This window comes from Pseudomonas fluorescens, from assembly GCF_001648775.1.
In the GTDB taxonomy this organism is placed as follows: domain Bacteria; phylum Pseudomonadota; class Gammaproteobacteria; order Pseudomonadales; family Pseudomonadaceae; genus Aquipseudomonas; species Aquipseudomonas fluorescens_M.
In genome coordinates, this window is record NZ_LVEJ01000001.1 from 361,540 (window position 1) to 377,165 (window position 15,626).

At 59.6% G+C, this 15,626-nt stretch carries 9 protein-coding genes; 7 read left to right on the forward strand and 2 right to left on the reverse strand.

Features of this window, described 5'->3' with window-relative positions:
* Nucleotides 1-27: 27 nt before the first annotated feature.
* The 3 genes from aspA to A8O26_RS01720 all read left to right on the forward strand — a co-directional run bounded on the left by aspA (nt 28) and on the right by A8O26_RS01720 (nt 4,619).
* Nucleotides 28-1,452, forward strand: coding sequence for an aspartate ammonia-lyase (gene aspA, locus A8O26_RS01710; protein ID WP_064116482.1), 1,425 nt, complete (start codon nt 28-30; stop codon nt 1,450-1,452).
* 532 nt (nt 1,453-1,984) lie between these two features.
* Nucleotides 1,985-3,430: an alanine/glycine:cation symporter family protein gene (locus A8O26_RS01715; protein WP_064116483.1), complete on the forward strand. Its 1,446-nt coding sequence runs from the start codon at nt 1,985-1,987 to the stop codon at nt 3,428-3,430.
* 172 nt (nt 3,431-3,602) lie between these two features.
* Nucleotides 3,603-4,619 (forward strand): asparaginase, encoded by a 1,017-nt coding sequence (locus tag A8O26_RS01720; RefSeq protein WP_064116484.1) that lies wholly within the window; start codon nt 3,603-3,605, stop codon nt 4,617-4,619.
* A gap of 615 nt (nt 4,620-5,234) precedes the next feature.
* Here A8O26_RS01720 and A8O26_RS29710 read toward each other — a convergent pair.
* Entirely contained in the window at nt 5,235-5,630 is a 396-nt protein-coding gene (locus A8O26_RS29710) for a hypothetical protein (protein ID WP_155740629.1), read from the reverse strand.
* A gap of 357 nt (nt 5,631-5,987) precedes the next feature.
* Here A8O26_RS29710 and A8O26_RS01725 point away from each other — a divergent pair, with 357 nt between their 5' ends.
* The 4 genes from A8O26_RS01725 to A8O26_RS01740 all read left to right on the forward strand — a co-directional run bounded on the left by A8O26_RS01725 (nt 5,988) and on the right by A8O26_RS01740 (nt 14,114).
* The gene (locus A8O26_RS01725) at nt 5,988-6,983 is read left to right on the forward strand and encodes an AraC family transcriptional regulator (RefSeq protein ID WP_064116485.1); all 996 of its coding nucleotides are present in this window, start codon (nt 5,988-5,990) and stop codon (nt 6,981-6,983) included.
* Nucleotides 6,984-7,240: 257 nt separating this feature from the next.
* A complete protein-coding gene (locus A8O26_RS01730) occupies nt 7,241-8,266 on the forward strand; it encodes a histone deacetylase family protein (protein ID WP_064116486.1) in 1,026 nt (341 codons plus the stop codon).
* Entirely contained in the window at nt 8,263-9,363 is a 1,101-nt protein-coding gene (locus A8O26_RS01735) for a polyamine ABC transporter substrate-binding protein (RefSeq protein WP_064116487.1), read from the forward strand. Before A8O26_RS01730 ends, A8O26_RS01735 begins: the two co-directional genes overlap by 4 nt.
* Before the next feature lie 143 nt (nt 9,364-9,506).
* Nucleotides 9,507-14,114 (forward strand): dermonecrotic toxin domain-containing protein, encoded by a 4,608-nt coding sequence (locus A8O26_RS01740; RefSeq protein WP_064116488.1) that lies wholly within the window; start codon nt 9,507-9,509, stop codon nt 14,112-14,114.
* On the opposite strand, the gene A8O26_RS01745 is transcribed toward A8O26_RS01740, so the two are convergent.
* Nucleotides 14,071-15,624, reverse strand: a complete 1,554-nt coding sequence (locus A8O26_RS01745; RefSeq protein ID WP_064116489.1) for a PLP-dependent aminotransferase family protein — start codon at nt 15,622-15,624, stop codon at nt 14,071-14,073. The two genes, A8O26_RS01740 and A8O26_RS01745, sit on opposite strands and share 44 nt — an antisense overlap.
* Nucleotides 15,625-15,626: the final 2 nt, after the last annotated feature.

Here is a 15,626-nt window from a genome sequence, read left to right on the forward strand (position 1 = left end):
CGGGTCCATATCGAGATGATTTCTATCATGTCCTCCGCTGCATCTTTCCGCACAGAAAACGACCTGCTTGGCGCCCTCGAAGTACCGGCTCAAGCGTATTACGGCATCCAGACCCTGCGAGCGGTGAATAACTTCCGTCTCTCCGGTGTTCCGATTTCGCATTACCCGAAACTGGTTGTCGGTCTGGCAATGGTCAAACAGGCCGCTGCTGACGCCAACCGCGAGTTGGGTCATCTGAGCGAAGCCAAGCACGCTGCCATCAGCGAAGCCTGTGCCCGATTGATCCGCGGTGATTTCCACGAAGAGTTCGTGGTCGACATGATTCAAGGTGGCGCCGGTACTTCCACCAACATGAACGCCAACGAAGTGATCGCCAACATTGCGCTCGAAGCAATGGGTCACCAGAAAGGCGAGTACCAGTACCTGCACCCGAACGACGACGTCAACATGGCGCAGTCGACCAACGACGCCTACCCGACGGCGATCCGCCTCGGTCTGCTGCTCGGTCACGACACCCTGCTGGCCAGCCTCGACAGCCTGATTCAAGCGTTCGCGGCCAAGGGCAAAGAATTCGATCACGTCCTGAAAATGGGCCGTACCCAACTGCAAGACGCCGTGCCGATGACCCTCGGCCAGGAATTCCGTGCCTTCGCCACCACCATGGGCGAAGACCTGGCCCGTCTGAAGACGCTGGCCCCGGAACTGCTGACTGAAGTGAACCTGGGCGGCACCGCGATCGGTACCGGCATCAACGCCGACCCGCGTTATCAAGCGCTGGCGGTTCAGCGTCTGGCACTGATCAGCGGCCAACCGCTGGTTCCAGCCGCCGACCTGATCGAAGCGACTTCCGACATGGGCGCCTTCGTGCTGTTCTCCGGCATGCTCAAGCGCACCGCGGTCAAGTTGTCGAAGATCTGCAACGACCTGCGCCTGCTGTCCAGCGGCCCACGCACCGGCATCAATGAAATCAACCTGCCAGCGCGTCAGCCAGGCAGCTCGATCATGCCTGGCAAGGTCAACCCGGTGATTCCGGAAGCTGTGAACCAGGTTGCATTCCAGGTCATCGGTAACGACCTGGCGCTGACCATGGCAGCCGAAGGCGGCCAACTGCAGCTGAACGTGATGGAGCCTTTGATCGCCTTCAAGATCTTCGACTCGATCCGCCTGCTGCAACGCGCCATGGACATGCTGCGCGAGCACTGCATCGTCGGCATCACCGCCAACGAAGCGCGCTGCCGTGAACTGGTCGAGCACTCGATCGGTCTGGTCACCGCACTGAACCCGTACATCGGCTACAAAAACGCCACCCGTATCGCCGGCCTCGCCCTTGAAAGCGGCCGCGGCGTACTGGAACTGGTGCGCGAAGAAGGTCTGCTCGACGAAGCCATGCTCGCCGACATCCTGCGCCCGGAAAACATGATTGCTCCGCGTCTGGTTCCGCTCAAAGCCTGAACCGACACGTTACTTGTAGCACCGCTCACCAGGTCGAGGGACTAGACACCTCTCACCTTTTGAGGGCTTGGGGATTTAGTCCCCAGGCCCTTTTTTTTAACTTTCTGCCCCTGAGACCCGTATGTCTGGGGATTGCTTTATGGGGGAGCGAGCCTGCTCGCGAAGACGGCGGCACATTCAAAAACGATGTGTCTGCGATATCGCTTTCGCGAGCAGGCTCGCTCCCACACAGAGCAGTTCCTGCACAAGCCCGGCGCCGGTAACGCCGGGTGTTTCAAAGCCTCGTTTCGTCGCTTGCACCACTACCGTGCAGACGGGCGCGTCACTGATCGGTATAGTGCCGCCCCTCTTCGCGTGAGCGGTCGTCGGTAACGAGGCCACAACCCATGCGAAACCCGAACTAATAACAAACCCGCGAAATGGATCCGGGACGAAACCGTCGCCTCACCTGTCGTGCCGTGCGCACACCGGTGTAACACGATATTTCTTCCATCCAGCATTTGCTTACACAATAAACAGCGAGGAAAAATCCATGCTCGAAGTCATTAACGACTTCCTCTCAGGGAAAGTACTGATCGTGCTCATTGTCGGGCTCGGTAGCTACTTCACGATTCGCTCGCGTTTCGTTCAATTGCGTCACTTCTTCCACATGTTCGCGGTCTTCCGCGACAGCCTCAAGGGCAGCGCCGGGCAACTCAGCTCGTTCCAGGCCCTGATGCTCAGCCTTGCCGGCCGCGTCGGTGCAGGCAACATCGCCGGTGTCGGCATCGCCGTGACCTTGGGTGGTCCGGGTGCGGTGTTCTGGATGTGGGTGACCGCACTGGTCGGCATGTCCAGCAGCTTCTTCGAGTGCACCCTGGCGCAGGTCTACAAGCGCGCCGATGGTGATGGTCTGTACCGTGGCGGTCCGGCTTACTACATCCAGCACGGCCTTAAGCTCAAAGGCATGGCGGTGGTGTTTTCCGTCCTGTTGCTGGTCACCTACGGCTTCGCCTTCATCGGCCTGCAGTCCTACACCGTGACCCACTCGCTGCAGAACGCCTTTGAGTTCAATCCACAACACACCGGTATCGTCCTCGCGGTGCTGCTGGCCATCACCTTCCTCGGCGGCATCAAGCGCATTGCTTCGGTGTCCGACCTGCTGGTACCGATCAAGACTCTGGCCTATATCGGCGTGACCCTGTACGTGATCGGCACCCAGATCGAACACGTGCCAGCCATGCTGGAAACCATCTTCAAGAGCGCCTTCGGCCTCGACCCGGCCTTTGGCGGCCTGCTCGGCAGCGCCATCGTCATGGGCGTGAAGCGTGGCGTGTTCGCCAACGAAGCAGGCCTGGGCAGTGCGCCGAACGTCGCCGCCGTAGCCGCTGTGAAACACCCGGGCGCGCAGGGCGTGGTTCAGGCCTTCAGCGTGTTCCTCGACACCTTCGTGATCTGCACCTGCACCGCGCTGCTGATCCTGCTGTCGGGTTTCTATACCCCGGGCTTCGAAGGTGACGGCATCGTCCTGACTCAAAACTCGCTGGCCGCCGTGGTCGGTGACTGGGGTCGCATGTTCGTCAGCGTCGCGCTGTCGCTGTTCGTCTTCACCTGCATCCTTTACAACTACTACCTGGGCGAAAACAGCCTGCAGTTCCTCACCCGCAACCGCGCCGCGCTGATGATTTTCCGCGGCCTGGTGCTGGCGCTGGTGGTTTGGGGTTCGATGCAGGACCTGTCGACCGTGTTCGCCTTCGCCGACATCACCATGACCTGCCTGGCGTTCGTTAACCTGGTGGCCCTGGCCATGCTGTTCAAGGTCGGCATGCGCGTAATGCGCGACTACGACGGGCAGCGCCGCGCCGGCGTCAAACAGCCGGTGTTCGACTCCAGCAAATTTACCGATCTGGATCTCGACCTGAAGGCCTGGCCGACCCCGTCTGCCGCTGACGCCAAGGCCGAAGCCGAGCCGCAAGGCGTGCCTGCAGCGCAACGCTGACAGGTGAATGACGGGCGCATCCCCTGCGCCCGTCAGTTATTGTGATGCAATAACTTGTAGGAGTGAGCCTGCTCGCGATCGCGGTTGATCAGTCGACATTAATGTTGAATGGGATGCCCCCTTCGCGAGCAGGCTCGCTCCCACAAGGACCTCATCCTTCCGGAGAATCCCCATGAATTCGTCGACCTACCCCGCCGCCCAACACGTCATGGTGCTCTACACCGGTGGCACCATCGGCATGCAGGCCAGCGCCAATGGCCTGGCCCCGGCGTCCGGTTTCGAAGCGCGGATGCGTGACTACCTGCACAGCCAGCCTGAACTCGTTGTACCGCAATGGCGCTTTCGCGAGATGTCGCCGCTGATCGACAGCGCCAACATGACCCCGGCCTATTGGCAGCAATTGCGTGAAGCGGTGGTCGATGCCGTGGATGTGCAAGGCTGCGACAGCGTGCTGATCCTGCACGGCACCGACACTTTGGCCTACAGCGCCGCAGCGATGAGCTTCCAGTTGCTGGGGCTGAATGCTCGCGTGTGCTTCACCGGCTCGATGTTGCCGGCCGGTGTTACCGACAGCGATGCCTGGGAAAACCTCGGTGGCGCACTGGTCGCCCTCGGCCAGGGCCTGGCGCCGGGCGTGCACTTGTACTTCCACGGTGAACTGCTGGCGCCGACCCGTTGCGCGAAAGTGCGCAGTTTTGGCCGGCATCCGTTCAAACGACTTGAGCGTCAGGGCGGCGGCGTGAAAGCGCCTTCGATTCCAGCGTCGTTGAACTACAACCAGCCGAAACAACTGGCCAAAGTTGCCGTGTTGCCACTGTTTCCCGGCATCAGCGCCGAAGTCCTCGACGGCCTGCTCGACAGCGGCATTCAGGGGCTGGTGCTGGAATGCTACGGCAGCGGCACCGGTCCAAGCGATAACCCCGAGTTCCTCGCCAGCCTTGGCCGGGCGCGGGATAACGGTGTGGTCGTGGTAGCGGTCACGCAGTGCCATGAAGGTGGCGTTGAGCTGGATGTGTATGAGGCGGGTAGTCGTTTACGCGGTGTTGGCGTGTTGTCGGGTGGCGGTATGACCCGTGAGGCGGCGTTCGGCAAGTTGCACGGGTTGCTCGGTGCAGGGCTGGACATTGCGCAAATGCGCCAGCTTATGGAATTGGATCTTTGTGGTGAGCTGACATCACCGCAGGACTAACCGGGATTGCCGTATTTACACTGAAAAACGAGCCGCTCTTGACTAACCCCGAAAGCAGCGGCTCGAGTTAACTACTGCTCTTCCCAGATTTCAAAAATACCGGTGACTTCTTTAGGAATACCAGGATACGCCTCTGGATTGAACTCAGCCTTAAGCGATCCATAATACCGCCCACTTACATCATCGTAACTAACCGTTAACTGCCCACCCGTCCTCCAAGGTATAGACGCATTGTTGAGATTGTACGAAACCAGCGGATACTCGTCATTTTTTAGCGTGATATAATTATCTCCGCGCTCGTCTCGAACGCCGAAAGCCGCGGAGATCTCCGCAATATCTTCACTTACAGACAACGATAAAGCGGAATATATCTATCTTCCCCGTCTACCGTCGCTTTCAATTCACCCCTTAAAGCCTTAGCCCCTCTCGAGTGAGAGTCTTTATTCGCTTGTTTAGTGTCCATAACCACACCTTAATCAATTAACCAATCCAATTGAATTTGCACATCCGATTTATTATCAGCCCTGATCAACGCCTCCAGATGAAGCTATCAAGCCACCAACCTTGAGCCGGGCTAATCGAGTGCGGTGATTTAATATCATGCCGGATCGGAATTTAATTGTTGATTATTGAAAAAGACCCTTCAGTCAAATTCCAGCTTGACCCTGGCGCTGAAATAACTGCTGAAAGATTTCCTTCATAACCCCCAGCACCATCTTCAGCCACCCTGAGATTGCCACCACTCCAAGAAACAAATTCGCCGTTGACCCTGTAACTGACATTTACATCTGCTGCACCCTGTTGCACTTCCTGTCCTAATTTATCTTTCGGAAATCTTGTAGAAACCACTCCAGTGACCGAATTGGCATCACCAAATTGAAAGGTCAGACTTCCACCAATATCGAAAAAGCTAAACGCTCTAAGTTCTTCCTGCCCACCATTGACTTTGACGCTCAGCCGACCTTCTACGGCTTTGTTACCCGACGTTGGCTTTTGATTTGAACCCACCATGGCACACGCTCCATATAAATAATTGATTGCCGCCTCTTTCAAAAACAAAACTAGACCCGCGTAAGTAGCCGGTCAAGAAAAAAACAAAAAACAAGTTTGCACCTTTAAAAAACATGCTTTTTCAGACAGGCGGGCAATTTTTCAGCAAAAACCTGTCAACTATTACAGTATCAACCTCAAAGAAAACAGATTAACCTGAGGTGCCAACATATTGCGTTTGTTGTAATAGCCCAATTAACAAATTCGACTTGTTCTTACTTGCACAAGCGGCGAACAACTATTAAAAGCAACTAATAGACGCCAGCATGGCGGCACGCAACTTGCTGCAGTTCCAGGAACTGACTCTGGAAGAAGCCCATGCTCCACTCCCACCTCACCACCCTCAACGCCGTCTCGCTGGTGCTCAACACCTTCAAGGCCGAAGGCTTGTCGAGCGAGGCGCTGCTGGCCGGCAGCGGCATCAGTGCGGCGGATCTCAGTCGGGCCGACACGCGCATCACCACCAATCAGGAGATGCAGGTTTGTGCCAACGCTGTCGCGCTCAAGCATGACATCGGACTGGAACTGGGCCGGCGCATGCACGTTTCCTGCTACGGCATCCTCGGTTACGCCCTGCTGACCTGTGCCACCTTCGGTGACGCTTTGCGCCTGGCGATCCGCTATCCGGCGCTGTTGGGAACACTTTTCGAGCTGAGCCTGGAAGACGATGGCGAGCAGGTCTGGTTCGTTGCCGCCGATTATCGCGAGAGCCCGGCGATGGCGGTGTTCAATGCCGAGTTCTGCCTGGTGTCGCTGAAAGTCATTTGCGATGACTTGCTCGGGCATACGCTGCCGTTGCTGACGACGCGGTTCGAACACACCGCGCCGGACTATCGCGACAGTTATGCCGAGCACTTCGACAGTGCGCTGCACTTCGGCGCCAAGGACAACGCCTTTGCCTTCGCCCGGCGCTGGCTCGAGCAGCCGCTGCCACTGGCGGATGCGATCACCCATCAAGCCATGGCCGAACGCTGCCGCAAGCAGAATCTGGAGTTCACCGGGCGTCAGGCATGGTTGGGGCGGATTCGTCAGTTGCTCAGCGCGCAGTTGAATGCCGCGCCGGGGCTGGAAGGTCTGGCGCTACAGATGAAGTGTTCGCCGCGTACGTTGCGCCGCCATCTCAAGGACATGGGCAGCAGCTATCAGGAGCTGCTCGATGAGCTGCGTTTCGAGCGGGCCAAGCAGATGTTGTGTGAGGATCAGTTGCCGATTTATCGCATTGCCGAGACCCTCGGCTTCAGCGAGACCGCGAGTTTCCGCCATGCCTTCGTGCGCTGGAGCGGCGTGGCCCCGAGCCAGTTCCGCCCGCACTGATTGTTGACCTGTGGGAGCGAGCCTGCTCGCGAAAGCACCAGATCAATCACATCCATGTTGGCTGACACGCCTTCTTCGCGAGCAGGCTCGCTCCCACAGGAGATTGGTCGTTTCATTCCCCGCACCCTCGACAAGGGGCGAATTGCGGTCAGAGGTTTTGGCCATATCGATCCCCTTTTGGCCTTTCCTGCCGTTCTCCGATTGATTGCTTGCCGCAACACTGGATGCAACCGAATCAGCCCTGCGGAGAACAACAAATGCTGACGATCTACTCAGACGATCACCACCTGCACCATGGCCGTTGCGAACTCATCGATGGCCAGCTCAAGCCGTGCTTCGAGATGCCGTCGCGCGCCGACCACGTGCTGCAACGCGTACAGAATCAGAATCTCGGCGCGGTCGAGGCACCGAAGGATTTTGGCCTGGAGCCGATCGCGCGCATCCACAGCCGCGAATACCTCGACTTCTTCAAGGGTGCATGGGCGCGCTGGACGGAATTCAACACCGACGGTGACTTGCTGCCCTACACCTGGCCAGCGCGCACCCTGCGTGCGATCAAACCGACCAGTCTGCACGGCCAGCTCGGTTATTACAGCTTCGACGGCGGCGCACCGATCACCGCTGGCACCTGGCAAGCGGCGTACAGCGCGGCGCAAGTGGCCCTGACCGCGCAAGCAGAAATCCAGCGCGGCGCACGCAGTGCCTTTGCCCTGTGCCGGCCACCGGGACACCACGCCGCCAGCGATTTGATGGGCGGTTATTGCTACCTCAACAACGCCGCCATCGCCGCGCAGGCATTCCTCGATCAGGGCCACAAAAAGGTTGCGATCCTCGACGTCGACTATCACCACGGCAACGGCACGCAGTCGATTTTCTACGAACGCAGCGACGTGTTGTTCACCTCGATCCACGGCCACCCGGAAGCGGAGTTCCCGTTCTTCCTTGGCTATGACGATGAGCGCGGCGAAGGCGCCGGTGAAGGCTTCAACTTCAACTATCCGCTGCCGGCCGGTTCCGGCTGGGACGTGTGGAGCGCGGCGCTGGATCAGGCCTGCGACGAGATCGACCGCTATGGCGCCGACATCGTTGTCGTGTCGCTCGGTGTCGATACGTTCAAGGACGACCCGATCTCGCAGTTCAAACTCGACAGCCCGGACTATCTGGCGATGGGCAAGCGCATTGCCGCCCTCGGCAAACCGACGCTGTTCGTCATGGAAGGTGGCTACGCCGTCGAAGAAATCGGCATCAACGCAGTGAACGTGCTGGAAGGTTTTGAACAATGAAAACCCTCAAGCAGGTCATCGCGCCAGCCTTGTGCGTCGCGCTGCTGAGCGGTGTTGTCCACGCTGAAGAACGCACGCTGCGCGTCTACAACTGGTTCGACTACATCACGCCCAAGGCACTGGAAGACTTCAAGGCACAGAACACCCAGACCAAACTGATCTACGACATCTTCGACACCAACGAAGCGCTGGAGGCCAAGCTGCTCACCGGTAACTCCGGTTACGACGTGGTGGTGCCGTCCAACGTGTTCCTCGCCAAGCAGATCGAAGCCGGGGTGTTCCAGCCGCTGGATCGCAGCAAACTGCCGAACTGGAATCACCTCGATCCGAAACTGATGAAGCTGATCGAAGCCAATGATCCGGGGAATAAATTCGCCGTGCCGTACATGTACGGCACCATCCTCATCGGTTTCAACCCGGCCAAGGTCAAAGCCGCACTGGGCGACAATGCGCCGGTCGACAGCTGGGACCTGATCTTCAAGGAAGAAAACATCAGCAAGCTCAAGCAGTGCGGCGTCGCCCTGCTCGACTCGCCTTCGGAGATTCTGCCACTGGCCCTGCAACACCTGGGGCTCGATCCGAACAGCAAGAACCCGGCGGATTACGCCAAGGCTGAAGCACTGTTGATGAAGATCCGCCCGTACGTGACCTACTTCCATTCGTCCAAGTACATGGCCGATATCGCCAACGGTGACATCTGCGTGGCGGTCGGTTATTCCGGCAGTTTCTCGCAAGCGGCCAACCGGGCGAAAGAAGCCAGGAACGGCATCGTGGTCGACATGCGTCTGCCGAAGGAAGGTGCGCCGATCTGGTTCGACATGCTCGCGATTCCCAAGGGCGCGAAGAACACCGAGGACGCCTACACCTTTATCAACTACCTGCTGCAACCGGCGGTGATTGCTCCGGTCAGCGACTTTGTCGGCTATCCGAACCCGAACAAGGACGCCACCGGACTGGTCGATCCAGCGATCCGCAACAACCCCAACCTGTACCCGACCGACGCAGCGATGAGCACGCTGTACACCCTGCAACCTTTGCCGCGCGATGCCGAGCGGGCACGCACCCGGGCCTGGACCAAGATCAAGTCCGGCACCTGAAGACCCTGCACATTCGAAGACCCGCCCATGCGGGTCTTTTTTTGCGCGCAAGATGTATCTACCGCACGCCACCTCGATCCGCCGCCTACCTTGCCCTGCTCCGCCGCCCTTTTGGCGCTCCCGATCAGAGCAGGAAATGCCCCATGCCCCAAACCTCCCCCACCAGCGCCGTCGATGTGGTGACCCAACTGGTGACCGGCCCGTCGCTGCAGGAAGTCGCCACGAAGACCCTGCGCCCGGCATTGAAGACGTTGTACCCGGACCTGGATATCGACCCGCAACAGGCCATGGTCGTCAGACCGACCTGGCTGATCGACAACGATCAGGTCGTCCCCGGGCGCAGTCAGATCGAATCGCTGAGCGATGCACTGGTACGCCTGGGGCTGTCCGGTACAACGGTGACCTACCTCGATGGCGAACATTTCCTGACGCTGCGGCCCGAACTTGAATCGACCCTTCACTTGCCGGTGAAGATCGACGCCATCGGATGCCTGCTCAATGAATTGGCACCGCTGCTGTTCGTGGCTTACAAAGAACAACAGGTCAATTACTGGGACGAATTCACCTATCCCGGCCAACCGCGCTGGCAGCAATTGTCGGATGCTTTACGGGGCGTCTGGAACGTTGATGCCAGCGTTGGCTGGGATGCCGACCAGTTAGCCATGGCCGCTGCCGTTTACAACAACCCCGATCAGCGCCAGCGCTTGTCGACCGACCGCTACAAGACCCGCGCGTGCCTGATCGATCTCGACCAAAGCGACGCTGACACTACGACGCATTTGACCTTGCTCGACACCGCGGTATTGATCGGAACGGTCGCCGAACGCACCTTGATCCTGACTTACTCGGTGATTCAGGGGTTTCAGTGCTTTGATTCGCTGGACGAGCTCGGCGAAGCACTGCCCAGTCGTTTCTGGCACAGCGCTGCCGACACCAGCGTCCAGTGGCGGCTGGTCGAACCGCAGGGTAATTTCTTCGACCAACAAGCGTGCACGTTGATTGCCCTGGAGGCCGAAGCCCTCGGCGAGATCAATTTCTTTTCCGGCTCGACGTCTAACCCGCTCTACCCCCACCCCGGGACAGCCGGCAACCCGCGGCAACCGACGCCGCGTCTCGAGCCGCATTTCGAACGACTGCGGCCGATGCTGCCTGCGTGGCTGGACAGTGCGTCTGCCGACGATCAAAGCCGCTACAGCCGACACCTGCTGGACCTGACAACGGTGCAGCATTCCAACCACGGCCAATCGTTTCAGAGCGAAGTCGCCAGCCTGCAAACATTTACCCGCAATACGCTGACGCAACAGCTGCGCAAAGATCATCCGACGGCCAGCGACGTGGAGATCGACGAGATCGAAATCAGCATCACCAGCCTGGTGGTCTGGGGCACTTTCGTATTGCCCGGCCATACCCAGACCAAGACGCTGTCGCTGACGGAACTCGCCCTGCAAAACCTCGCCGAACAACCGCTGGGTAACAAAACCCTGCGCTACAGGGACGACAGCGCATTACCGGACTGGCTAAGTGTGGCTTACGTGGAAAAACTGGTCAGCGCCATCGACATCGGCAAGACCTATCCGCAGCACCTGAAAACCCTGCTGATCGATGACAGCGCCAAAGCTGCCGTGCTGCAAACGCTCTACACCAGCCAGTTAGCCAGCGAGCTGCCGTTGCTGGCGTTGCAACAGAAAATCCAGGGCATGGCCGGCCTCAGTGAGCTGGGTTACCGCTATGTCGTCGCCGCGTTGGCCAACACCGACGAGGGGCGTCACGTCGACCTCGAAGAAATCGTCATCCGGCCACTGGCATTCGTTGCGCACCGCAGCAGTGCGCAGGCAGACACGGTCAACAACATGTTCGTCATCGGCCCGCGCGATGCGAGCAAAGGGCCCTGCGTGCTCTATCGGCCGTTGTTCGAAATGGTCTTGCTCGAATATTCCAGTCACGCCAATCTGCTCTACGCGATACAGCATTCGCGACATCTGCGCGAGTCGGTACTGGCTTGGCTTGCGGATGACGTGCGCTTCAATTACAGCCAGTTCGTCTTCACCGCCCAACTGCCGTCGGTGTGGATAATCCCGCAACTGTTGATCAACCCGACCACCGCTCTCGACATGTCCGGGCCTGTAGCCCTGAGTAGCGCGGCGATTGAAAGCGATGTGCTGGCGACACTGCATCGCAGCAATGTCGACGCCATCATCACCCAGGCCGATCGGCAGTCGGTGTCCAATGCCGAAGCGCGGTGGGCGACCCTGAAAAGCGGCGGCTGGATGCTGTTCAATGCCGCGTTGCCGTTTCTTGGCCGCAGTATCGGCATGGCCGCATGGCTCTGGCAGATCATGGACGACCTGCAGGAAGTCAGCGACGTTGCCAATCAGCAATCCGGCGAGACCGCCTGGACCGCCATCGCCGATATCCTCCTCGCGCTGGGCATGGTGCTCGCCCATCGTGCCGCCTTCGGCAACAAGTCTCAGCCGGAACCCCTCAGCGCCGCGAAAAAAAACCCGCTGATCGTCGAGCCCGCTCCGGCCATCAGCAAACCGCTGCAGTTGCCCGACGTAACCGACACGCAACTGTCGGGAGCTCACGCCATGTCGATCAACGTGGTCACCGCGTTGCAGCGCTCGCCCGTGGCGCTGGCGGCGCTGCTCGACACGTTCAACATCGCCAGACCCAGAGGTCTCGGCAGCGCAGCCACTGCCGGCACGCACCAGTACCTCCACGCCCACAACAATCGATGGTACGCACCGGTCGGCCAGCGCTGGTTCGAAGTTCTGGTCAATGAACACGGGGATGTGCAAATCACCGACTCACGCCGGCGCGCGCCACGTGCCGGGCCTCTGTTGAGTCATCTGGCAAGTGGTCAATGGGTGATTGATCTGCGCATGCGCCTGCGCGGCGGCGGACTCGAAAGTCGCCTGAAAAAGAGCCGGGAGAAAAAAACCGCAATCGCGACCACGCTGACCAACGAGATCAAGGCGTTCGACCAGACGATGGACGCCAAGCAGACGCAGCTCGACGCAGACCACGTCGCCCTGCGCGACGCCCCTCCGGAGGCGCAGGCACAGGCGCTGAAAAACTACCTGAGCACGCTCGATACACAGGCCAGGGCATACGGCGCGAATATCGAAAAGATCAAGGCGTTGAACCCGCTGAACACCGTGCCCAACTATCGTACGACCATGATCCAGCGCTTGGAGATGCAGCTGTTTCTAGGGCAAGAGTGGCTGACCCAGCAAGCTGCCGATTACCAGGCCACGTTGAAGACGATGACCACGATGCTGGAGGATGAAGCCAGCCATGCACCGCAGGCGTTTACCGTGGCCTTCGAGAACATGACCGATTTGTCGCAGGGCATCATCGAGAAGGTGGAGTCGGCCCAGACTCGCTTCGATGAATTGCGCCTGTTGGGCAAAGAAGCGGTCGAGGTGCTTCACGCGTATCAGCGAGCACTGCCGAACTACAACCTCAACGACCTCAAACTCTTGCAGATCTGCCTTGGCCAGGAGATCAGCGTCAAGCCTGGGGCCTCGGCGATGCGTACCCGCGCGTACGAAGCGGTAAAAGCGCTCCTTGAAGACGCTGCGTTGAATATCCAGAGCTCGCTGAATCTGACCGCCGATGAAAGCCTGAGCGACCTGCGCGAGCGCATCGATGCCTTGAACACTGTTTCAGAGCAGTTCACCGCGGTCGATCAACGTTTTGCCGACATGCTCGGTACCTATGCCGAGCAGATCAACAGCGCTCGCCTGGAGCATGTGCGCCATCGGGTCAGCGCGTTCAGGGCCCGCACCGACGAGCGACTTGCCGACCTGCTGCGCAACAAACATCTGCTGGAGCAACAGCCCGGTCCGTCGCGACCGGCAACGGCATCCGTACACAAAATCATCAAGACCAAACTCAAAGGCACGCTGGTTGGCAAACGCAAGAAGACTACCGACGGCCAGGACAGCGACCTGGTTGAAGTGCGGACAACGCTGAGCGGCGTCATTGCCACGTTCCGCGAGGAATCACCCGGGGTCTGGGTCGAACAAGGCACACCAGCGCCGCCACGTCCGGCGATCACGCCCAAGCCGGGGTTGAATAAGAGTGTCCGTGAGGGGCAGACCTTGCTCGACGGTCTCGCGGTATTCCATCGGCAGATGGATGCGCGGATCAAGCAAGGGACGCGGCTCCCGGTCGAGATCGAGGAGGAGTACCACCGCCAGGCCAGCCTTTTGCGCAAAGCCAATGCCGCCATCGATGAGGCGTTGACGGTCAGCAATCTCACCGCTGATCTCAAGGCGCCCACCGAGGCGCTTGGGCACGCGCTCGACCAGGCCGCGAAGACGCTCGAAGACAAAGGCACCAGCGCGCGGATCAAAATGATCAAACAACGACCACCGACCGCAGCGGGAGTCGAGTGGCTCAAGGACCAAAAGCAAGTGACGATTGCCCAGACCGTCACGCGCCGCCGCCTGCGCGGTCACGCCAATGATTTTCTCGATGAGTACGCAATACGCGATGCCCACACCGACAAGGTGCTGTGTTACGCGCACTTCCATTACCCAAGTGCCGACGCCGCCGTCGTGCCTTTCCCCGCAGGGCATATGAAAACCGTTGCGCAACAACGCCTGGGCGGTGCGTATGAGCCGAGCAATCTGAACAATCAGGAGCTGATTGATATTTATCGCAGCAAGATTTCCCGGCAGTCGGCCGAGGCCTTGTTCTTTACCCCAGCCACGCCTGCCGCAACCGGCTCAACGCCGCTTTGATCGCAGGTTCCGGTACGGCGGCGAAGCCCAGGACCAGACCGGCGCGCTGCGCCGCAGGCGTGGTCGAATCCGGCAGCCAGTAATTGCTCAAGCCACCGATTTCCACGTCCACGCGAGCGGCTTGTTCAATCAGTTGCTGCTCGCGCTCGATGCTGCTCACTGCCACCGTCAAATGCAGCCCGGCGGAGACTGCCGGCAGGTTACCGACACCGGCCAGGCCCAGTGGCCAGCCCTCGAGCAGCATATTGCGGCGGCTGAGCGCCGCGCGGCGCATACGCCGGATATGCCGCTGGAAATGCCCGGCGGCCATGAACTCGGCCATCACCGCTTGCGTACTCACCTCGGAATGGCGGACGTCCACCGCGCGGCGTCGCGAAAACGTTTCCACCAACGCCGCAGGCAACACCAGATAGCCGAGCCGCAATGCCGGGAAGGCGACTTTGCCGAACGTGCCGACGTACAGCACGCGTGCGTTCTGATCGAGCGCCGCCAATGGCGCCAAGGGTGCGCCGGTGTAACGGTACTCGCCGTCGTAGTCGTCTTCGATGATCCAGCCGTTCGTGCGCTCGGCCCACGCGAGCAATTCCAGACGCCGCGCCAGACTCATCACCACGCCTGTCGGGTATTGATGAGACGGTGTCACGTAAGCCACCCGACAATCGCTGAGCCCGGCCATGGCGGCGCAATCAATGCCCTCGCTGTCCACCGCCACCCCGTGCAATCGAGCACCGGCCACAGCGAACGCGTGACCGGCTGCGCGATAGCCCGGATTCTCGATCGCGACACCGTCGCCAGGCTCCACCAGCAGCTGTGCACAAAGGCTGATGCCTTGCTGTGCGCCGCTGGTGATCACAATTTGTTCAGCCGAGCACTGCATGCCACGCGAGCTGCGCAAATACGCTGCGATCATTGCGCGCAAGCGCGCATCACCCGCAGGATCGCCGTAGCACAGTTGCTGCAAATCCGGTTTACGCCAGAAAGCCGCATTCAGCTTGGCCCAGACCTCGAAAGGGAACAGATCGAATGCCGGTACGCCGACCCGAAAAGCCCTCGGCGGACCGCTCGGTGGACGCGGTAAATGGTTGTTTTCCAGGCGCGAAAAAGTCCCGCTGTGGATAACTTTACTGGATGAAATCACAGGCAAATCCAGCCAATCTGTGGATAAGGTTGTGGGTAAGCCTGTCGATAAGCCTGTGGATACTTTTGTGGATAGTTTTTTTGCCGAGGTCAGTGGCTGCGCCAATTGCGCGACATACGTGCCGTCCCCGACCCGCCCTTCAATGAAACCTTCGGCATACAGTTGATCGTAGGCCCGCACCACGCTGTTGCGGGAAATTTCCAGAGCCGCCGCAAGATCCCGACTGGCCGGCAAACGCGTGCCACTGGCCAGGCGTCCATCGATTACGCGCAAGCGCAAGGCCTGATAGAGCTGGCGGCTCAGACCTTGACGGCGATCGAGCTCAATACCGGCCGGATTGAAGGGCATGGACAAGGTCGGCGAATCGGACATGG

Coding starts and splice junctions, on each gene's coding strand:
- A8O26_RS01715 (WP_064116483.1), top strand. CDS start 1,985: ATGCTCGAAGTCATTAACGACTTCCTCTCAGGGAAAGTACTGATCGTG.
- A8O26_RS01735 (WP_064116487.1), top strand. CDS start 8,263: ATGAAAACCCTCAAGCAGGTCATCGCGCCAGCCTTGTGCGTCGCGCTG.
- A8O26_RS01730 (WP_064116486.1), top strand. CDS start 7,241: ATGCTGACGATCTACTCAGACGATCACCACCTGCACCATGGCCGTTGC.
- aspA (WP_064116482.1), top strand. CDS start 28: ATGTCCTCCGCTGCATCTTTCCGCACAGAAAACGACCTGCTTGGCGCC.
- A8O26_RS01740 (WP_064116488.1), top strand. CDS start 9,507: ATGCCCCAAACCTCCCCCACCAGCGCCGTCGATGTGGTGACCCAACTG.
- A8O26_RS01720 (WP_064116484.1), top strand. CDS start 3,603: ATGAATTCGTCGACCTACCCCGCCGCCCAACACGTCATGGTGCTCTAC.
- A8O26_RS29710 (WP_155740629.1), bottom strand. CDS start 5,630: ATGGTGGGTTCAAATCAAAAGCCAACGTCGGGTAACAAAGCCGTAGAA.
- A8O26_RS01745 (WP_064116489.1), bottom strand. CDS start 15,624: ATGTCCGATTCGCCGACCTTGTCCATGCCCTTCAATCCGGCCGGTATT.
- A8O26_RS01725 (WP_064116485.1), top strand. CDS start 5,988: ATGCTCCACTCCCACCTCACCACCCTCAACGCCGTCTCGCTGGTGCTC.